The following is a 19,802-nucleotide window of genomic DNA, read 5'->3' as shown; positions in this document are numbered from 1 at the left end:
TGTTGCGATGGTCTGGAGGCGGGAAGAGAGGCGGGCTGGAAGCGTCAATCGGCGGGATCCCTTTCGGGTTCGTCCTGGAGCATTTTCGAGCGAGGCGGATGCTGGTTCGCGGTAAGAAAATGCGATGAAATGAAAACTCGAGGCAGTTCCGCGATTCAGGGAATCGCGGAACTGCTCTAGAGGCTGCTCTCATCGTTGCACAGCCCGCCCGGGGTATGTCGCCCCTGCGCGTCGCGCGGCCGGGACAACGCGGCCATGCCGCATTGTCATTGGCCGAATTGCAGCGTTTCCTCAATGATTTGCGGCAGGGATGAAATGCCGGGCCGTTCATCGGCCGCCGACCATTGGTTGAGGGTGATGAACGACGAGCGGCAGTCCCGCCGGCACGGGCGGCCGGGGTTCGAAGGCGATGTCCCGGCATGGCACGAACAGGCCGTTGCCTCGCCTTCCGAGCCGGATTCGCCCCATCCCGCCCAAATCGTCGAGTGCGAGCCGCCTGCCGGCGCCAGGACGGCCCCGCCCGGCTGGTTCGAAAGCCGCGGGCAGCATCTGCGCTCTTGGTGGCGTGGTGCCAGCCCGAATCTGCGCGGCTCGGTTTTCATGTTCGCCGCGCTGCTCGTCTATGCCGTGATGGTCGCCGGCATCAAGCATGTCGGACAAGGGATCCCGCTCGTACAGATCCTGTTGATCCGGCAGGTGATCATGACCGCGATCCTGCTGCTCTTCGCCGCCGGCAGTCTGCGCCGCGCCCTGCATACCGACCGGCTCGGTCTGCAGATATTCCGCAGCGTGGTCACGCTGCTCTCGATGCTCTGCGGCTTTACGGCGGTGATCAAGATCCCGCTGGCCCAGGCGACGGCGATCGGGTTCAGCCAGGTGCTCTTCGTCACCATAGCGGCGGTGCTCTTCCTCAAGGAAGTCGTCGATGTCAGGCGCTGGACGGCGACGGTGATCGGTTTCGCCGGCGTGCTGATCATGCTGCGGCCGAGCTCGGAGGGGCTGGATATCTATGCCCTGCTCGCGGTTGCCGGCGCGATCTGTGGCGCCGCCATTACGGTCAGCGTCCGCAAGCTCGCCGCGAGCGAGCGTACCGATACGATCCTGCTGTATCAGGGTCTCGTTCTGATCATTCTCCTGGCAGTGCCCGCCTGGGCCTGGTGGCAGCCGCCGACGTCCGATCAATGGTTCTGGCTGATCACGCTCAGCCTGTTCGGTACGGCCGGACAATGGCTGATAACCCGTGCCTATCAGGTCGGCGAGGCGGCAGCGCTCGCACCGCTCGATTTCAGCCGCCTGCTGCTGGCGAGCTTCACCGGCTTCGTCTTCTTCGCCGAGATTCCCGAGCTCACCACCTGGCTCGGCGCGGCCGTCGTCATCGGCGCGACGCTCTACACGATCCGCAAGAACGCCCGGACGAGCCCGCCGCCCGCTGCGGCCTGACAGGCGGGATTGCGCGGCTCGCGTCCCGGACGCTATGAATCGGCGCACGCCTCTCCCGCGTGCGTGCCGCCCCGCTTGTTCGCGCGGCAGCGACAGCCAGAGGCCCGATCATGCGCATCGAAAACGACCCGAAGCTCGATTTCCGCGACGTTCTGATCCGCCCGAAGCGCTCGACGCTGGGCAGCCGCGCCGAGGTCGATGTCGAGCGCTCGTTCCGCTTCACCCACACCGGCAAGGAGTGGAAGGGTTTTCCGCTGATCGCCGCCAACATGGACGTCGTCGGCACCATGGCGATGGCGCGCGCGCTGCTGACGCACGGAGCCATGGTCGCCCTGCACAAGCATTACAGCGCCGAGGAGCTGATCGCCTTCTTCCGCGAACCGGGCTCGGTCAACGCCTTCTATTCGCTGGGCACCACGGATTCCGATCATGACAAGCTGAAGGCCGTCCACGCCCGGTCGCCGATCGCCAAGATCTGCCTCGATGTCGCCAACGGCTATACCGAGAAATTCGTCGACACGGTCAAGGCGACGCGCGCCGCCTTTCCGGACGCGGCGATCATGGCCGGCAATGTCGTGACCGGCGACATGACGGAGGCACTGATCCTGGCCGGCGCCGACATCGTCAAGGTCGGCATCGGACCGGGCTCGGTCTGCACCACGCGCAAGATAACCGGCGTCGGCTATCCGCAGCTCTCCGCCATCATCGAATGCGCCGATGCCGCTCATGGCCTGAAGGGCTTCGTCTGCGGCGATGGCGGGCTCACCGTGCCCGGCGATGTCGCCAAGGCCTATGGTGGCGGCGCCGATTTCGTGATGATGGGCGGCATGCTCGCCGGCCATGACGAATGTGAGGGTGATATCCGCTACGAGGAGCGCGATGGCGAGCAGGTGCCGGTCGCGATGACCTTCTACGGCATGTCCTCCGACACGGCGATGAACAAGTATTCCGGCGGCGTCGCGAGATATCGCGCCTCCGAGGGCAAGACCGTCGAGGTGCCCTATCGCGGCCCGGTCGAAGGCACGATGCAGGAATTGATGGGCGGGGTGCGCTCGGCCATGACCTATATCGGCGCCGTCCGCCTGAAGGAGATGTCGAAGCGTACCACCTTCGTCATGGTCGGCAGCCAGCTCAACACCATCTTCGGCAACTGACGCGGATTGGCATTTCCGCCGCTACCGCTTTGCCGGCGCCTGTTGCATAGTTGCTCTCCAAACACAGAAAGCCGCCGACGGCTTCGGGGAGACGGACATGACCTTCAGGATCTTGGGAGCAGCGGTTCTGCTGACCGCGGGAATTTCGATGGCGCAGGCGCAGCAACTGGCGCCGAGCCCGACGCTGGACGCCATCAAGGCGCGGGGCAATCTCGAATGCGGCGTGCATCTCGGCCTGCCCGGCTTCTCCTTCGCCAACGACAAGGGCGAGTGGAGCGGGCTCGACGTCGATTATTGCAAGGCACTGGCCGCCGCGGTGCTCGGCGACGCCAGCAAGGTGAAATACACGCCGACCTCGGTGCAGCAGCGCTGGCCGATCCTGCAATCGGGCCAGGTCGACGTGCTCTCGCGCAACTCGACCATCACCTTCTCGCGCAACGCGACGCTCGGCCTCAACTTCCAGGGCATCAACTTCTACGAGGGCCAGACCTTCATCGTCCGCAAGTCGGCCAATGCCAAGACGGCGGCCGATCTCGACGGCGCCTCGGTCTGCGTCGCCGCCGGTTCCACCGAGGAGAAGAACGCCGCCGACTGGTTCCGCGAGCGCAATCTCAAGACCACCATCACCAATTTCCAGAAGAACGACGACGCCATCGCCGCCTATGATGCGGGCCGCTGCGACGCCTACACCGCCGGCGTCGGCGCGCTCGCCGGCCAGCGTGCCAAGCTGAAGAACCCGGAAGAGCACGTCATCCTGACCCAGCCGATCTCGAACGATCCGCAAGGACCGGTGACGCGCTGGGGTGACGAGCGCTGGCAGCTCATCGTGCGCTGGGTGCTGAACGGCACGATCGCGGCGGAAGCGCTCGGCGTCACCTCCAAGAATGTCGACGAGATGAAGGCGAATTCCAAGAATTCGGAAGTCCGCCGCCTGCTCGGCGCCGAGGGTGGCTTCGGTGCGATGATGGGGCTCTCGAACGACTGGATGTACAATGCCATCAAGCAGGTCGGGAATTACGGCGAGAGCTATGAGCGCACCGTCGGCATGGGCTCTCCGCTGAAGCTCGAGCGCGGCCAGAATCAGCTCTGGACCAAGGGCGGTCTGCTCTTCACCCCGCCCTTCCAGTGAGAGCAGCCAAGGCTCCTGATCGCCGGGCTTGACCCGGCGATCCCGGAATCCAGCCCAAGCGTCACGAGATTCCCGGGCCACGCCCGGGAATGACGTCCGCGAACCTCGATCGAGGTGGCCGTGAGCAGCTTTCTCTCCCTCGTCAACGACAAGCGCGTCCGGGACTGGTTCTACCAGATCGCCGTGATCGTGCTGCTCGTCGGTCTGACCGGGTTCTTCGTGCGCAACGCCTCGGAGAACATGGTCAAGGCCGGCATCGCCTCGGGCTTCGATTTCCTCTGGCGGACATCGGGCATCGAGGTGCCCTTCGTCCTCACCGGTTATACCCAGTCAGACGACATCTTCGCCCTGTTCTGGGTCGGTGTCGCCAACACCATGCTGGTGACGGTGATCGCGATCGTGCTGGCGACGCTGCTCGGCTTCGCGCTGGGCATCGCGCGCCTGTCCTCGCACTGGCTGCTCTCGACCATCGCGGGCGCCTATATCGAGTTCGTCCGCAACATCCCGCTCCTGTTCTTCGTGCTGTTCTGGTATTTCGGCGTCATCGCCGCCCTGCCGCAACCGCGCCAGAGCATCGGCCTGTTTGGCGTCGCCTTCCTCAACAATCGCGGCCTCACCATTCCGCTGCCGGATGCGCCCGGCAATTTCCGCTGGGCGGCGCTGGCGATCCTGCTGTCATGGCTCGGCTACTGGCTGGCCAGCGCCTGGGCGCACAGGCGCAAGGACCGCACCGGGCAGGACGCACCGCTGCTCGCGATCGGCATCGGCCTGATCGTGGTCGTCCCGGCGCTCGCCATCGTCTGGGCCAGTCTTGCCACGCGCTGGGACATCCCCGTGCTGCGCGGCTTCAACTATCGCGGCGGCTTCGTCGTCATCCCTGAATTCGTGGCGCTGCTCGCGGCGCTGGTCACCTATACCGCCGGCTTCATCGCCGAGATCGTGCGCGGCGGCATCGAATCGGTGGCGAAGGGGCAGACCGAGGCCGCCTCGGCGCTGGGCCTGCGGCCCGGCCGTATCCTCAGCCTCGTCGTGATTCCGCAGGCGTTGAGGGTGATGACCCCGCCCTTGACCAACCAGTATCTCAACGTGCTCAAGAACTCGTCCTTCGGCGCCGCGATCGCCTACCCCGACGTGGTCAGCCTGTTCATGGGCTCGGCGCTCAACAATACCGGCCAGGCGATCGAGATCATCGCCATGACGCTGGCCGTCTATCTGGTCATCGGCCTCGTCGTCTCCGCGCTGATGAACTGGTACAACGCCCGCATCGCCCTGGTGACGCGATGACCCGCGCATCCTCCCTCTCGATCTGGCGCGAACGCCTCTTCGCCACGCCCTTCACGGGTTTCGTCTCGATGGTGCTGGTCGTCCTGATCGCCTGGGTCGGCATTCCGCTGATCCGCTGGGCGGTGATCGATGCGACCTGGGCCGGCTCGACGCGCGCCGATTGCGCGCCCGGCGGCGCTTGCTGGGTCTTCATCCGCGCCCGCTTCGGCCAGTTCATGTACGGGCTCTACCCGGTCGACCAGCGCTGGCGCGTCGACATTGCCGGCATCGCCTTCGTGCTGGGGATCGCATCGATTGTCCTGGCGCCGCAGCGTCTCAGGCTGAAGCTCGGCCTCGCCATGCTGGTCGCCCTGCCGCCGCTCGGCATCTGGCTGCTCTCGGGCGGTTTCGGCCTGCGCTACATCGAGACGCGCGAATGGGGCGGGCTGATGCTCACCCTGTTCATCTCGATCTATTCGAGCCTGATCGCGATCCCGCTCGGCATTATCTTCGCGCTCGGCCGGCAATCGGAACTCAGGATCATCCGGCTGATCAGTGTCATCTTCATCGAGTTCTGGCGTGGCGTGCCGATCATCGCTGTGATCTTCCTGGCTTCGCTGCTGCTGCCCTTGATCCTGCCGGGGGGCATCGGCATAGACCGCTTGGCGCGCGCCGTCATCGGTCTCGGCTTCGTCATCGCCGCCTACATGGCGGAAGCTGTGCGCGGCGGCCTGCAGGCCCTGCCCAAGGGCCAGCGCGAGGCGGCGACCGCTCTCGGCCTCAACTACTGGAAGGCGACGGGTCTGATCGTGCTGCCGCAGGCGCTACGCATCTCGTTGCCTGCGATGACCAACGAATTCATCGCTCTGATCAAGAACACGACGCTGGTGCTGGTTGTCTCGATCCTCGATCTGCTCGGCGTCGCTCAGGCGTCGCTCGCCGACCCCAACTGGGTCGGCATGAACATGGAAGCTTATGCCTTCTCAGGCGCGATCTATTGGCTGATCTGCTTCGCTCTCTCGCGCTGGAGCCGCTCGCTGGAGAAGAAGCGGAGGTTGTGAGGCGGCGCGGCCCCCTTCGATCTCAGGCAATAAAAAACCGGCCTTCGAGGCCGGTTTTCCCTACTCGATGCTCCGAAGCCGTTCAGGCCCGGACCCTGCTCCGGTCCCGCCGCCGGTCGGCCGCGGGCTGATAGGCGATGCGGGCATGGTGGCTGCAATAGGGCAGGCCGGTCTGCGAACGTGCACCGCAGAACCGGAATTCCGGAGTCGTCGGATCGCCCATCGGCCAGCGGCACATATATTCGCGCAGGTCCATGATGGTGACCCGCTCCGAGAACGGAATCACAACGTCCTCGGACGGCAGCGGTGCAGCTTCGACCTCGATCTCCGCCTCGGGGGCGAATTCCGGCGCAAGCGCATGGGCGCCGCGCGTCGGGGCGGAGGCTGCGCCGGCCATCGGATGGCTCGGCGAGCGGGCGGGTGCCTTGCGCGGGGCGCTGTTGCGTGGCGCGGCGGGCTGCGCCGCGCTCTTGGCCCGGCCCGAGAGGCCGAGGCGGTGGACCTTGCCGATCACCGCGTTGCGCGTGACACTGCCCAGCTCGGCGGCGATCTGGCTGGCGCTCAGCCCGTCGCTCCAGAGCTTCTTGAGCTGCTCGACGCGCTCTTCCGTCCATGCTCCGGCTTCGTTCATCCGCATCACCTGTCTTGTCCGGCCGGCCCCTCGCGGAGCCTGCCTTTAAGGGCGCTTCGTGACGGAATCCGGGACCGGCGGCTCCGTCGCAGGGACAAAGCCGTTGCTGCCGCAACAGACGGTACAGGAGGCGCCGCACGAAATGTCGTATCTGACGAAGACGACCATACAAGCTGCGGTGACTCGCGAACAAGAGTCGGCGAATCCGAATTGGGCTTTTCCCCAGACGATTCGCGATTGCAAGGTCAAGCGAATCCTTTCGGCAACACTGTCCCAGCGGCATTCAATTGACAGTCGCGGCCGCCTTAAGCATATTTATCCACAAGGTGACGCCGCCCTCGATCGGGCGGCGCTTATGTTTGGCGGATCAAGGTTCCGACGATGCGGATGACGGCGCGACGAGAGGTCCGGAGCTGGGTGCGACGATAACGTCGCCGCCGGGTCGCATCATGGCTGCATCATGCAGCGTCCATCCCCGGATCGTCGTTCACCGTCCAGCGCCAATCCGATCTCACCCCGTCCCCTTCGCGAGGATCTTCGTCTCATGGCTCCCGCCCCAGTTTCCGCCAGCCAGTCCGTACTCGTCCCGACCTATGCCCGTGCCCCCGTCGCTTTCGAGCGCGGTGAGGGCCCCTGGGCGATTACGGCCGATGGCACCCGCTATCTCGATTTCGGCGCCGGCATCGCGGTCAACGCGCTCGGCCACGCCCATCCGCATCTCGTCAAGACGCTGACCGAGCAGGCAGGCAAGATCTGGCACACCTCGAATCTCTATGGCGCGCCGGATGGCGAGCGGCTGGCGCGGCGACTCTGCGAGGCGACGTTCGCCGAGCGTGTCTTCTTCACCAACTCGGGTGCCGAGGCGAACGAGTGCGCCATCAAGATGGCGCGGAAATACCATGCCGCGAAGGGCCATCCCGAACGCTACCGCATCATCACCTTCGAGGGTGCTTTCCACGGCCGCACGCTGGCGACAATCGCCGCCGGTGGTCAACAGAAGTACATCGACGGCTTCGGCCCCAAGGTCGACGGCTTCGATCAGGTGCCCTTCGATGACGAGAAGGCGCTGCGTGCCGCGATCACGCCGGAGACGGCCGCGTTGATGATCGAGCCGATCCAGGGCGAGGGCGGTCTGCGCTCCGTGCCGGCCCGCTTCCTGAAGCTCCTGCGCGATCTCTGCGACGAGCAGGGCCTGATGCTGATCTTCGACGAGATCCAGACCGGCGTCGGCCGCACCGGCAAGTTCTTCGCTCATGAGATGTATGGCGTCGCGCCCGACATCATGTCGATCGCCAAGGGCATCGGCGGCGGCTTCCCGATGGGCGCCTGCCTCGCGACGGAGGAGGCGGCCTCGGGCATGACGCTCGGCACGCACGGCACCACGTTCGGCGGCAATCCGCTCGCCATGGCGGTCGGCAATGCCGTGCTCGACGTGGTGCTGGCGCCCGGCTTCATCGAGCGCGTCGGTCAGATTGCGCTCCGGCTCAAGCAGTCGCTGGCCGAGCTCAAGGACAAGCATCCTGGTGTCATCGCCGAGATCCGCGGCGAGGGCCTGATGCTCGGCCTCAAGCTCCACACGCCGAACACCGATTTCGTCAACGAGGCGCGTGCCCAGGGCCTGCTCGTCGTCGGAGCCGGCGATAATGTCGTGCGCCTGCTGCCGCCGCTGATCATCACCGAAGCTGATATCGCGGAGGCCGTGTCGCGTCTCGACAAGGCGGCATCCGCCGTCGAGGCCGCGCTGAAGCGCCCGGCCGCCGAATAAGCTCACCCCAGCCCCCACACCAGCGAAGCGAAGGAAGCGCCCGTGACGCGCCATTTCCTCGATCTCTCCGATTTCTCCGGCAGCGAGCTGCGCGCGATCCTGCGCACGGGCGAGGAGATCAAGGCGCGACGCCGTACCCCCGCCGCCGCCGGAGATCGCCTGCTCGAGGGCAAGGTCGTCGCGACCATCTTCGAGCAGCCTAGCCTGCGCACGCGCGTCTCCTTCGATGTCGGCATCCGTGAACTCGGGGGATCGCCGATGATGGTCGCAGGCCACGAGATCGAACTCGGCGAGCGCGAGACCATCGCGGACACTGCGCGCGTGCTGTCGCGCTATGTCGACGCGATCATGATCCGCATCCTGGATCACGACTCGCTGGTCGAGATGGCGAAATACGCGACCGTCCCGGTGATCAACGGCCTGACCAAGCGCCAGCATCCTTGCCAGGTGATGGCCGACGTCATGACCTTCGAGCAGCGCAAGGGAGCGATCGAGGGCAAGCGCATCGCCTGGACCGGCGATACCAACAACGTGCTGACCTCCTGGGTTCATGCCGCCGGCCGGCTCGATTTCGAGTTGGCCGTCGCGACGCCGGAGGAACTGGCGCCACCTCCGGCCCTGATCGCCTGGGCCAGAAAGCAGGGCGCGAAGATCAAGTTGACGAACCGGCCCGAGGAAGCGGTCGAGGGCGCCGACTGCGTCATCACCGATTGCTGGGTCTCGATGGGCGACGAGGAAGGCACCCGCCACAACCTGCTGCGGCCCTATCAGGTCGATGAGAGGCTGATGCAGCGCGCCGAGAAGGACGCGATCTTCATGCACTGCCTGCCGGCCTCGCGCGGCGAGGAGGTCACGGACGCGATCATGGACGGCCCGCAATCGGCCGTCTTCGACGAGGCCGAGAACCGCCTGCATGCGCAGAAGGGCATTCTCGCCTGGTGCTTCGGCGGAGTGGCGGCCTGATGGCCGTGGACGACACCATGAGCACCGCCGGGCTCGACGATCGGGTCATTCCCTTCGCCGTGCCCGATCTCGACGTGCGCGGCCGCGTCGTGCGGCTGGGCGCTTCGATCGACACGATTCTCGAACGCCACGCCTATCCCGAGCCCGTCTCGCGCGCGCTCGGTGAGGCGGCTGCACTCACCGTCCTGCTCGGAACGGCACTGAAATTCGAGGGCCGCTTCCAGCTCCAGACCAAGAGCGACGGCGCCATTTCCATGATGGTGGTCGATTTCAACGCGCCCGACAATTTCCGCGCCGTCGCCCAGATCGACGAGGCCAGGCTCGTCGAGGCGATCGCGCTCGACAAGGTCTCGACCGGCGAGCTGCTCGGCGAGGGCCATCTCGCCATGACCGTCGACCAGGGCTCGGCCACGACGCGCTATCAGGGCATCGTCGCGCTGAAGGGCCAGAGTCTCGAAGAGGCCGCGCATCAGTATTTCCGCCAGTCCGAGCAGATTCCGACGCGGGTTCGGCTCGGCGTCGGCACCGTCACGACGGGCGGGCGCCCGCAATGGCGGGCCGGCGGCATCCTCGTGCAGTTCATGCCGCATTCGCCGGACCGCCTGCGCGCGGCCGACATGCATCCGGGCGACGCGCCCGAGGGCCATCAGATCCTGGGCGGCACCGATCCTGACGGCATCGCCGACGATGCCTGGGCGGAGGCCCGCTCGCTGGTCGAGACGGTCGAGGATCACGAACTGCTCGACCCGACGCTGGAGAGCGAACGCCTGCTCTATCGCCTGTTCCACGAGCGCGGTGCCCGCGTCTTCGAGCCGGTCGTCGTGCACGAGGCCTGCCGCTGTTCGCGCGAGCGCGTTCTGTCGATGCTGCGCGGCTTCGCGCCGGAAGATCGCAAGGCGATGATCGCCGATGACGGCAAGCTCGGCGTCACCTGCGAATTCTGCTCGCGGCGCTATTCCTTCGACCCGGCCGAGGTTGAGGAGGGGCAGGCGGCGGGTTCGGAATAATACTCGAACCGCGACGCGACTCCTCTCCCGTAGGGAGAGGAGCAGGGGTGAGGTGTAGTCCCCTGGACCAGCGAAACTCTGTCTCACCGCTGCGCAGCGACCACCTCACGGCAAGCACGGTGAGCGGCCGACCCCTCACCCTAGGGCAGTGGGTTTCCGGCGCTTCAATGCCACGTTCTGTGCAGGCCGATCGCTGGAGAACCGGCCCGAGCATGACGCGCTCTACCCCGCCTGGCACTCCGCCATCAGCTTGCGCATGAAGGTCTCGCCGGCGGCCAGTTGCTCCAGCGTGATGTACTCGTCCGGCTGATGCGCCTGGTCGATCGAACCGGGGCCGCAGACCACGGTGGGCAGCCCCGCATGCTGGAAATGGCCGGCCTCGGTGGCATAGGCGACGGCGATTGTGTGGTTGCGGCCGGAGAGCCGCATCGCGAGCCGCTCGGCCTCCGAGCCGGGATCGGGCGCCAGTCCCGGCACGTCCGAGGTCATCTGCGTCTCGATCGCGGCACTCGGCGCGGTCGAACGCATCCGCGCCAGCACCTTGTCGGCCACCTTGGCGAAGCGGGCCGGGCCGGCCTCGGGGTCGGAGCTCGGCACCGTCCGGATCTCCCAGAGGATCTCGCTGCGATCGGCCAGGATGTTGCGGGCGATGCCGCCATGGAACGTGCCGATATGGATGGTGTCATAGGGCGGGTCGAAGCGGCCGCTCGTGTCCGGCCGCTGCTTGGCGTCCTCCGCCATCTGGTCGAGTTCGGCCGCGAGCAGCGCGCCGGCATGGACGGCGCTGGCGCCGAGTTGCGGCTTGGAGGAATGCGCTGCAAAGCCCTTTACCACGGTCTGGAAGGTCCGCACGCCCTTATGCGCGTCGCAGATGTCGAGCATGGTCGGCTCGCCGACGATGACGGCGCGCGGTCGCGGCAGGGTCTTGCCCATGGCATTGATGCCGTCGACCACGCCGAGGCAGGTCACCTCCTCGTCATAGGACAGGAAGAGGTGGATCGGCGTCTTCAGGTTCGCCGCCAGGAAATCCGGCACCAGCGCGAGCCCGAGCGCCAGGAAGGCCTTCATGTCGACGGCGCCGCGGCCATAGGCCTTGCCATCCTCGACATGCAGCGTGAACGGGTCGCGGCTCCAGGCCTGGCCGGCCACCGGGACGACATCGGTATGGCCGGAGAGAACGATGCCGCCGCGATCCTGCGGGCCGACGGTCGCGAACAGGGCGGCCTTGTCGCCGGTTTCGTTCGGGAAGCGCACGGAGGATACGCCCCAGCCGGCGAGGTAGTGCTCGACGAAATCGAGAAGGGCCAGGTTGGACTTGTCGCTTACGGTGTCGAAGGCGACGAGGCGGGCGAGCATCTCGAGCGGCGTATGGCGCTGCCCGGCAGGAGCGGAGGCGGTCAATGCAGAACCTTCTTCACATAGGGGGAATCGAGCGGGAAGAGCGGTACCTCGACATCGAAGATCGTGCCGCTCTCGTCCTGCATGGCGTAGAAACCGTGCATCGAGCCGTCAGGCGTCGTCAGCGGGCAGCCCGAGGTGTAGTGGAAGCTCTCGCCAGGTCGCAGCACAGGCTGCTTGCCGACCACGCCCTCGCCGCGCACCTCATGGACCTCGCCGCGTCCGTCGGTGATGAACCAGTGCCGGGTCATCAACTGCACGGTCTGTGTCGAGAGGTTCACGATCTCGATCGCGTAGGCCCAGAAATAGCGGCCCTGCGCGTGCGAGGATTCCGCATCCATGAAACGCGGCGCCGCGGTCACACGCACGCCATGCGTCTGGGCCTGGTACATCGAAGGCTCCGCCTTGGCCGGTCGCGGTCTTGCCGCTCTGATGTGTTATCGGCCGTCCGGCGCCAGCGTCAATGCGGGGCTGCGGTGATTCTGGCGTGGACAACCCGCTGGCCCATGCATGCCTCGCATCCACCATGCTTGGCCTTCAGGGTCTGCTTCGCTAGCTATGATCGATTATCCCCTGCGGAACGCGCATGCTGACCTTCAAGCCCGGCATCCAGCCCGACAGCTCCATCCGTGCCTTCATCGAGGCGGGTGCGATCACGCTCGCCCGGCCGCCGGCCGAGGGGCAGATCCAGCCCGCGAGCCTGGATCTGCGCCTGGGTGCGCGGGCCTACCGCGTCCGCGCCTCGTTCCTGCCGGGTCCGGGGCGCACGGTGCGCAGCCGGATCGAGGATCTCTCGTTGCACGAGATCGATCTGACGCGAGGCGCGGTGCTTGAGACGGACTGCGTCTATATCGCCGAACTGATGGAAGGCCTGCGCCTGCCCAAGGGCCTGCGCGCCGCCGCCAACCCGAAGAGCTCGACCGGCCGGCTCGACGTCTTCACCCGCGTCATCACCGACCGTGCCCGCGAATTCGATCTGGTCGAGGACGGCTATGAAGGCCCGCTCTTCATGGAGATTTCGCCGCGCACCTTCCCGGTGCTGGTTCGCTCCGGCTCGCGCCTGTCGCAGATCCGCTTTCGTGCGGGCGAAACCCGGCTTGACGACCGCGCGCTCGGCGAGATCCACCTGCGCGAGACGCTGGTCAGCGCGGCCGAGCCCTCCTTCCAGGGTGGTGTCGCCGTCAGCGTCGATCTCTCCGGTTTCGACGGTCTGCTCGGCTATCGCGGCAAGCACCACACGGCGCTGATCGATGTCGATCGTGTGGGTGCCTATCGTGCCGCCGATTTCTGGGAGCCGATCCATGATGACGGCTCTGGCAGCATGATCCTCGATCCCGGCCAGTTCTACATCCTCGCTTCCAAGGAGGCGGTGCATGTCCCGCCGGACTATGCCGCCGAAATGACGCCCTTCGATGCGCTGGTCGGCGAATTCCGCGTGCATTATGCCGGTTTCTTCGACCCTGGTTTCGGCCACCGCGCAGCCGGCGGCCAGGGAGCCCGCGCCGTGCTCGAGGTCCGCTCCCGCGACGTTCCCTTCATCATCGAGGACGGCCAGATCGTCGGCCGCCTCGTCTATGAAAGCATGGCGGCCCGCCCCGAGGCACTCTACGGCGCCGATCTCAAGTCGAACTACCAGGGCCAGGCCCTGAAGCTGTCCAAGCACTTCAAGGGGTGAGCGGACACCGGCTTCGGTCCTCTCGCGCTTGCTGGCGATTCCCGGATGACACCCGGCTTCGGACCCGCTATGAACGCGGGCCTGCCGCGCGCTGCTTCGCCAGCGTGGAGGGCATGCGGGCGTAGTTCAGTGGTAGAACGTCAGCTTCCCAAGCTGAATGTCGTCGGTTCGATCCCGATCGCCCGCTCCAATTTCCCTTGAAGCTTCAGCATGTTGTGGCGGCCTGCCGCTAAATTCGCGTTCCCCAACCCCTGTTCAGTGGTTGTTCTGCTCGCCGCGGAGCGCGACTCGCGCCTGTGCGACCTTGCGGCTCTTGCCGATGGCGCCGCGTGAATAACGCGCCGTCGTCGTGGCCTGGGCATGGCCGATCGAGCCGCGGATCGTGTCGAGCCCGGCGCTGGCGTCCTCGGCCTCGGTGACCGCCCCGGCCGCCTTCCAGCTTGCCGATGTGCCATTCACTGATGCCCGCACGCTCCTCGGCTTGCTCCCGAGACGGGTCGCACTCTTTCCGCAAGCGCGAAAATTCTCTCCGACCAACTTGCGAGTATCCGTTGGCGGCATTCCTGCCGGCACCAGGTTGCTGGACCTTTGCATGGTCGACCATCAGGCTCCGGCTTATAGCCACGGTGGCGGCACCGTTTCCCACGATGGGAAAAGCTTCGCAAAGATTCCCGGCGGCGCGCGCGGCGATACCTATGTCGGTCCCAGCTCTCCGCCGCGACAAATCCGTGATTGCGAATGGATCGTCATCGTGCACGGCGTCAGCGGCAGGGCTTTCGCCGTCATCTGCTCTGCGGTGCCCCAGCATTGCGTGCGCGATGGGCATCCCCGTCGCTGCTGCAGGTTGTCAGCGCTGCCGAGCCGGCGCAGACGGAACCACGGCGCATGACATGGGTGGGACGCGCTGGCCGGGGTCGCCGAACGGAAGCTCGTTGAAACATGGGGGACTGATCACATGGACATCCGTCAGCTTCGATACTTCCTGGTCATCGCGGAAACCGGTTCCCTTTCCGCGGCCGCGCGAACGATCGGAATTGCTCAGCCTTCGCTGAGCCAGTACATCATCAAGCTCGAAGCAGAGCTCGGCATTCAACTGCTTCATCGGTCGCCCTTGGGCGTCTCCTTGACCGAGGCCGGTCAGTTCCTGGTTGAGCGCGGCGGGCCGATCGTCACCGCAACCGAGACCCTTGTCGCCGACCTGAGCAATCTGGCGCGTACGGTTCGGGGAGCGGTTCGCTTCGGTGTGCCGAGTTCCGTGAGTATGGTTCTCTCGGTGCCGCTGGCGGAAACCATCCGGATCGAGTTCCCCGAAATCCGCTTTCGCGCAATGGACGCCATGAGCGGCTACATCGAACGCTGGCTGCTCGAAGGGTCGATCGATCTCGGGATGCTCTACGATATCCATAACCCGCGGCTCAACGCGTTGCCGATCCTGACCGAGGAGTTGTATCTCGTCACCGCGCCGGATTGCTGGCCGGATCCTGCCGGTCCCGGGGGGGTCGCCCAGGTTCCTATTACCTTCCGCGACTGCCAGAATCTCGAGTTGATCCTGCCGAGTCCCAGCCATGGGCTGAGAACGCTGATCGACCGCTGTGCGCGGGAACATCAATTGACGTTCAATATCGCTGTCGAGATGGACTCGTTGAACCCGATCAAGGATCTGGTTCTGCGAGGCTCCGGCTTCTCGATCCTTCCGCAGACAGCCGTTCAGCGTGAAGTCGCACGCGGAGATCTGATGCTCGTTCCCATTCAGGACCCCGCTCTCCGCCGCACGATCTACCTCGCCAACAATCCCCTCCATACAAGCTCGCGGGCCACAGCCGAGGTGGCACGGCTGGCTGTCGACGTTTCCGCCGAACTTGTCCGGAACTCCCTGTGGCTCGGGCGTCTGAGTGAGGAGGTTACAGGGTATAGATAGCGCCTATACCCCCCAGTAAGAATCCGTATTTTGCGAACAGATAAAAAATCGAGACACTCTCCCCAACTGAGCCTGCCGGCTTTTGAAAGTACGGAACAACCGTAACTGGTTTGGGCGGCTCGTGCCGATCCGTCCGGGGAGAGATATGCAGAAAACATCCTACGACATAAGCGGCTTAACCATTGTAACGCCGAGGAACTACGGTAGAATATTTGCTGTACTCTGCATTTGTCTTGCTCTCGCTGGGATCGCCCACGCTTTTGCCGTCGGTCAGATCGAGTGGAGCTATGTCGCGGAATTTCTGACATTCCCTGCAATATTGACCGGGTTGGTGAACACCGTCGTCATGGCCATTCTCGCCATGGTGGTCGGCATCGCTCTCGGCGTCATATTCGCCATCATGCGGCTTTCCGACAATCTCGTCCTGAGAAATGTCGCGATCGGTTATATCTGGTTCTTTCGGGCCGTCCCTGCTCTTCTGCAGCTTCTGATCTGGTTCAACCTGGCGTTGATATTCCCCAATTTTGGGATTCCGGGGCTGTTCTCAGTCAAGACCGTTTCGGTGATGACGCCGTTCCTCGCGGCTCTTCTCGGGCTTGGGATTCAGCAAGGTGCCTTCACGGCTGAGGTCGTTCGGGCAGGCCTGCTTTCTGTCGACCGCGGCCAATACGAAGCAGCGCAGTCGATCGGCATGACGCGCATGATGATGCTTCGCTACATCATCATGCCTCAGGCAATGCGTGTAATTGTTCCTCCAATCGGGAACGAATTCATCGGGATGGTGAAGCTTACATCCCTGGCTAGCGTTATTCAATTCAGCGAGATACTTTATAGTGCTCAAACAGTTTACTACGCGAATAATCGTGTAATCGAGCTGCTGATCGTATCGGCTATCTGGTACGTCATCGTCGTGACGATTCTGAGCTTGATACAGATCTGGATTGAGCGCCATTTCGATCGTGGCATCCGGCCAATCAACCATAAGAAGTGATGGATGCATCATGAAGCACTCCAAAACTGGCGAGCCTCTCGTCGTCGTCTCCGGCGCCAAAAAGAGTTTCGGTCATTTCGAGGCTCTGAAGGATGTCAGCCTTTCCGTCGAACGCGGCGAAGTCCTGTGTGTCATCGGCCCATCCGGTTCGGGCAAGAGCACCTTGCTGCGTTGCATCAATCTGCTCGAGCGCATTGAAGGCGGGGCAATTTTTATCGACGGGGAGATGATTGGTTATCGCCGGTCGGCGGACAAGCTCTACCCGCTGCAGGATGCTGAGCTGGCTCGCCAGCGCCGCAAGACGGCGATGGTCTTCCAGAGGTTCAACCTGTTCCCGCATCTCACGGCCGCAGAGAATATTGCTGTCGGGCCTATCCGTGTTCTCAACGAAAATCCCAAGGCCGCCCGCGAGCACGCTCTCGCCTTGCTGGACAGCGTCGGCCTGGCTGCAAAGCGGGATGCCTATCCCGCCGAGCTATCGGGCGGCCAGCAGCAGCGCGTGGCGATCGCGCGTGCTTTGGCGATGCGCCCGCAACTGATCCTGTTCGACGAGCCAACTTCGGCGCTCGATCCCGAACTGGTGGGAGACGTGCTGAAAGTCATTCGTGATCTCGCGGCCAGCGGCATGACCATGATCGTCGTGACGCATGAGTTGGGTTTCGCGCGCGAGGTCGGCCATCGCGTGGCCTTCATGGATCATGGCCGCATCGTGGAGATCGGCGATGCGCGCGCGGTGCTCGAAAATCCGGCGCAGCAGAGAACCAGAGAGTTCATCGCCGCGGTCAGATCCTGATCTGGAAAACAAGTTCACCAAGGAGGAACATGATGAAAATTGCTGTCTATGGCGCCGCTTGCGTTCTGCTCTCGTCGATGAGTATGCCGGCATTTGCCCAGAGCGCTTCCGCGCCGCAACTGGACCGGAAGACGATCACCATCGCCAATGCGCCGTTGTATCCGCCGATGGAGTTCAAGGACACCAAGACGGGTAAGCTCGTCGGCATCGATATCGATATCGGAGAGGCGCTCGGTAAAAGGCTGGGTCTGACGCTCAAATGGGAAGAAATCGGCTTTGAGCAGCAGCTCAACTCCCTGGCGACCGGACGTGTCGACATGATCATGAGTGGCATGTTCGATCTTCCGAGCCGGCGCGAGACGCTCGATTTCGTGAATTATCTGACGTCGGGCGCACAGTTCTATACCCGGGCCGATCGCGCAGCCGAGATCAAGTCGGAAACGGATCTCTGCGGCAAATCGGTGGGGTCCAGCCGGCGCACGACCTTCCCGGCCGAAATCGCAAAGTGGAGCGCGGCCCATTGTGAGGCCGCCGGCAAGCCTGCGATCAAGATCGTCGGCACCGAAGGCTCGGCTGATGCCAGGACACAGCTCCGGCAGGGGCGCATCGATGCTGCGGCGCAGGGAAGCGAGACGGTTCCCTACATGCTCCAGACCGAACCGAACACCTTCATCGCAATCGGCAAGCCCTTCACCGAGGCGCTGCTCGGCATGGCCTTTACCAAGAAGGATGCTGCGCTTCGCGATGGCATTGCCGGCGCGCTGAAAGACATCATGGCGGACGGCACATACAAGGCCATCCTGGCGAAATGGGGGATGGAAGCGAACGCCATCCCGGTGCCCATGGTCAACAGCAAGCCGCTGAACTGAGCGACTCGACGGGCCTGCGGATGACGGTCGTCACCCGCAGGCCCGGTTGTTGCCGCTCAAACTCATCATGAACGCTCTGGATATGACGCAAATCTCGGATGCTCACGGTACCTGGTCATCCTGCTGCGGCCTGCGGATGACAGCGCCATCTTTGCCCGGGAGGCTCCAGGCCGCCTATCCAGCCGATCTTGGGCGAGTTGGGTATCGCGGAAGGCGCGGACCTCGGCGCTCCGGGGAGCGCCCAGTCTGCGATGAGACGAGCGGGTGCCGAAGGAGTTCCCGGACGGGATCGCGGGAAGCGGGGATCGCAGCGATGCTTGCGAGCTTCGCGTCCTCCCGGCCGTACCGGAAGACCGGAAGCTGACCCCCGGCATATCGGAAAATCACCGGATTGCGGCGAGCACGCGAATTCACGGCCCCCCGCAGATCGTTTTACGGCACGACAAAAGGAATGACATGATGAGCGATCCCGTTCGCGAAGCCCTGGTTCAACGTCTCGAGACCGACGCCGAAGAAGCCATTGCCTTTCTGCGGGGCTTCCTGCGGTCCCGTTCCGCCAACCCGCCGGGGGATACGACCGAGGCGGCCGACCATATCGGTGCTTATCTGGACAAGGCCGGCGCTCCCTGGCGCTTCGAGGCGGCCGCTCCCCATCTTCCCAATGTCGTCGGCACCTTCGAGGGCGGCCGCAGCGGTAAGCATCTCGTTCTCAATGGTCATATCGATGTCTTCCCGCCCTTGGACGAGACCGGCTGGTCGGGCGATCGTCGTGACGGCAAGATATTCGGCCGGGGTGCGGCGGACATGAAGGCCGGAACGGCCGCAGCGGTCCTCACCTACGCCTGGCTGCACGACATCAGGGACAAGCTTCCCGGTAAACTCACCCTGACCGCCGTCTCCGACGAACAGACCGGCGGAGCGCTCGGCACCCGCTGGCTGCTCGAGACATTGCGGGATGAGGTTCTCGGCGATTGCTGCCTGAACGGCGAACCCTCGGGGCTCAACAATGTCCGCTTCATGGAAAAGGGAACCCGCCGATATCTGATCACGGTTCGGGCGCCGGGGGGCCATGGCGGCTATCCGCACCTGTCCCGCAATCCCAACAAGATCATCGCGACGATCATCTCCGAGCTCGACCGGCGGCTTCACATGCGTCCGGCGACGCTGCCGGAGAACATTGCGCGGTTGCTGACGACCCCTGAGGCGATCGCCACATTGGAAGCCGGCATGGGCCCGGGCGCCGCCGACGTCGTGCGCAGCATGACGTTCAATCCAGGCGTCGTGAAGGGCGGGCTGAAGGTCAACCAGATTCCGCACGAATGCTCGGTGGAGATCGATATCCGCATTCCGGTCGGCATCGATTTCGACAAGGTGCATGAAGAAGTCGTCGAGGTTTGCACCAAGAACGACGCCGAATGGGAGCTGATCGCAACCCACTCCTATCCAGGCAGCCTGGCGGACCCCGAAAGCCTGATGATGACGATCATTCGCGACAACGCCGAGGCCGCGACGGGCAAGCGCCCGATCCCGATGTCGTCGCTCGGCGGTTCGGACAGCCGTTACTGGCGCTGGGAAAATGTTCCCGCTTATCTCTACGGGCCTTCGCCGGTCACCATGGGGCGTGCCGACGAGCACGTGACGGAAGCGGAGTACCTCGCCGTGCTGCGCGTTCATCTGCTGTCCTCCTACGACTACCTGACACAGTCGGCCGACCAATAGGCCGGCGAGCGCGGGAGGCAGCTTGG

General features: G+C 64.6%; 19 protein-coding genes and 1 tRNA gene. 16 read left to right on the top strand and 4 right to left on the bottom strand.

Annotated features, from left to right (window positions below; genetic code table 11):
• Nucleotides 1–357 precede the first annotated feature (357 nt).
• The 5 genes from J0I42_RS16235 (at nt 358) to J0I42_RS16215 (ending at nt 6,047) form a co-directional block, all read left to right on the top strand.
• Nucleotides 358–1,440, top strand: a complete 1,083-nt coding sequence (locus J0I42_RS16235) for a DMT family transporter (RefSeq protein ID WP_291656232.1) — start codon at nt 358–360, stop codon at nt 1,438–1,440.
• Nucleotides 1,441–1,550: 110 nt separating this feature from the next.
• On the top strand, nt 1,551–2,594 hold the full coding sequence (locus J0I42_RS16230) for a GMP reductase (RefSeq protein ID WP_291656230.1): 1,044 nt from the start codon (nt 1,551–1,553) through the stop codon (nt 2,592–2,594).
• Nucleotides 2,595–2,691: 97 nt separating this feature from the next.
• Nucleotides 2,692–3,723: an amino acid ABC transporter substrate-binding protein gene (locus tag J0I42_RS16225; RefSeq protein ID WP_465247688.1), complete on the top strand. Its 1,032-nt coding sequence runs from the start codon at nt 2,692–2,694 to the stop codon at nt 3,721–3,723.
• 120 nt (nt 3,724–3,843) lie between these two features.
• Nucleotides 3,844–5,007 carry an amino acid ABC transporter permease gene (locus J0I42_RS16220; protein WP_291656228.1) on the top strand — a complete coding sequence of 388 codons (1,164 nt, stop codon included), beginning with the start codon at nt 3,844–3,846 and terminating at the stop codon, nt 5,005–5,007.
• Nucleotides 5,004–6,047, top strand: a complete 1,044-nt coding sequence (locus J0I42_RS16215; RefSeq protein ID WP_291656227.1) for an amino acid ABC transporter permease — start codon at nt 5,004–5,006, stop codon at nt 6,045–6,047. The genes J0I42_RS16220 and J0I42_RS16215 overlap by 4 nt, the downstream gene beginning before the upstream one ends.
• An 82-nt stretch (nt 6,048–6,129) precedes the next feature.
• On the opposite strand, the gene J0I42_RS16210 is transcribed toward J0I42_RS16215, so the two are convergent.
• The gene (locus J0I42_RS16210; protein WP_291656226.1) at nt 6,130–6,678 is read right to left on the bottom strand and encodes a GcrA family cell cycle regulator; all 549 of its coding nucleotides are present in this window, start codon (nt 6,676–6,678) and stop codon (nt 6,130–6,132) included.
• Between the two features lie 544 nt (nt 6,679–7,222).
• On the opposite strand from J0I42_RS16210, the gene J0I42_RS16205 reads away from it, so the two are divergent.
• The 3 genes from J0I42_RS16205 to J0I42_RS16195 are packed head-to-tail and all read left to right on the top strand — an operon-like array spanning nt 7,223 to nt 10,413.
• Nucleotides 7,223–8,443 (top strand): aspartate aminotransferase family protein, encoded by a 1,221-nt coding sequence (locus tag J0I42_RS16205; RefSeq protein ID WP_291656225.1) that lies wholly within the window; start codon nt 7,223–7,225, stop codon nt 8,441–8,443.
• Nucleotides 8,444–8,485: 42 nt separating this feature from the next.
• Nucleotides 8,486–9,406: an ornithine carbamoyltransferase gene (gene argF / locus J0I42_RS16200; RefSeq protein ID WP_291656224.1), complete on the top strand. Its 921-nt coding sequence runs from the start codon at nt 8,486–8,488 to the stop codon at nt 9,404–9,406.
• Nucleotides 9,406–10,413 carry an Hsp33 family molecular chaperone gene (locus J0I42_RS16195; protein ID WP_291656223.1) on the top strand — a complete coding sequence of 336 codons (1,008 nt, stop codon included), beginning with the start codon at nt 9,406–9,408 and terminating at the stop codon, nt 10,411–10,413. Before argF ends, J0I42_RS16195 begins: the two co-directional genes overlap by 1 nt.
• Nucleotides 10,414–10,635: 222 nt before the next feature.
• Here the strand turns inward: J0I42_RS16195 and argE are convergent, their stop codons facing one another.
• Entirely contained in the window at nt 10,636–11,814 is a 1,179-nt protein-coding gene (argE, locus tag J0I42_RS16190) for an acetylornithine deacetylase (protein WP_291656221.1), read from the bottom strand.
• Nucleotides 11,811–12,203, bottom strand: coding sequence for a Co2+/Mg2+ efflux protein ApaG (gene apaG, locus J0I42_RS16185; protein ID WP_291656219.1), 393 nt, complete (start codon nt 12,201–12,203; stop codon nt 11,811–11,813). The genes argE and apaG overlap by 4 nt, the downstream gene beginning before the upstream one ends.
• Before the next feature lie 194 nt (nt 12,204–12,397).
• On the opposite strand from apaG, the gene J0I42_RS16180 reads away from it, so the two are divergent.
• Nucleotides 12,398–13,486: a 2'-deoxycytidine 5'-triphosphate deaminase gene (locus tag J0I42_RS16180; protein ID WP_291656217.1), complete on the top strand. Its 1,089-nt coding sequence runs from the start codon at nt 12,398–12,400 to the stop codon at nt 13,484–13,486.
• A gap of 115 nt (nt 13,487–13,601) precedes the next feature.
• Nucleotides 13,602–13,676 (top strand) — tRNA-Gly (locus J0I42_RS16175).
• 65 nt (nt 13,677–13,741) lie between these two features.
• Here J0I42_RS16175 and J0I42_RS16170 read toward each other — a convergent pair.
• Nucleotides 13,742–13,945 (bottom strand): hypothetical protein, encoded by a 204-nt coding sequence (locus J0I42_RS16170; RefSeq protein ID WP_291656216.1) that lies wholly within the window; start codon nt 13,943–13,945, stop codon nt 13,742–13,744.
• Between the two features lie 133 nt (nt 13,946–14,078).
• On the opposite strand from J0I42_RS16170, the gene J0I42_RS16165 reads away from it, so the two are divergent.
• The 6 genes from J0I42_RS16165 to J0I42_RS16140 all read left to right on the top strand — a co-directional run bounded on the left by J0I42_RS16165 (nt 14,079) and on the right by J0I42_RS16140 (nt 19,776).
• On the top strand, nt 14,079–14,375 hold the full coding sequence (locus J0I42_RS16165) for a hypothetical protein (RefSeq protein ID WP_291656215.1): 297 nt from the start codon (nt 14,079–14,081) through the stop codon (nt 14,373–14,375).
• Nucleotides 14,376–14,441: 66 nt separating this feature from the next.
• Nucleotides 14,442–15,404, top strand: coding sequence for a LysR family transcriptional regulator (locus J0I42_RS16160; protein ID WP_291656213.1), 963 nt, complete (start codon nt 14,442–14,444; stop codon nt 15,402–15,404).
• 145 nt (nt 15,405–15,549) lie between these two features.
• Nucleotides 15,550–16,395: an amino acid ABC transporter permease gene (locus tag J0I42_RS16155; RefSeq protein ID WP_291656212.1), complete on the top strand. Its 846-nt coding sequence runs from the start codon at nt 15,550–15,552 to the stop codon at nt 16,393–16,395.
• Between the two features lie 10 nt (nt 16,396–16,405).
• Complete coding sequence (locus J0I42_RS16150; RefSeq protein ID WP_291656210.1) at nt 16,406–17,188, top strand: amino acid ABC transporter ATP-binding protein; 783 nt, start codon at nt 16,406–16,408, stop codon at nt 17,186–17,188.
• 29 nt (nt 17,189–17,217) lie between these two features.
• The gene (locus J0I42_RS16145) at nt 17,218–18,057 is read left to right on the top strand and encodes an ABC transporter substrate-binding protein (protein ID WP_465247687.1); all 840 of its coding nucleotides are present in this window, start codon (nt 17,218–17,220) and stop codon (nt 18,055–18,057) included.
• A gap of 264 nt (nt 18,058–18,321) precedes the next feature.
• On the top strand, nt 18,322–19,776 hold the full coding sequence (locus J0I42_RS16140; RefSeq protein WP_291656209.1) for a M20/M25/M40 family metallo-hydrolase: 1,455 nt from the start codon (nt 18,322–18,324) through the stop codon (nt 19,774–19,776).
• Nucleotides 19,777–19,802 lie beyond the last annotated feature (26 nt).

The organism is Allobosea sp. (assembly GCF_017308015.1).
Taxonomy (GTDB): domain Bacteria; phylum Pseudomonadota; class Alphaproteobacteria; order Rhizobiales; family Beijerinckiaceae; genus Allobosea.
The sequence above is the reverse complement of the archived record's forward strand: the minus strand, read 5'-3'. Positions and strand labels throughout refer to the sequence as shown.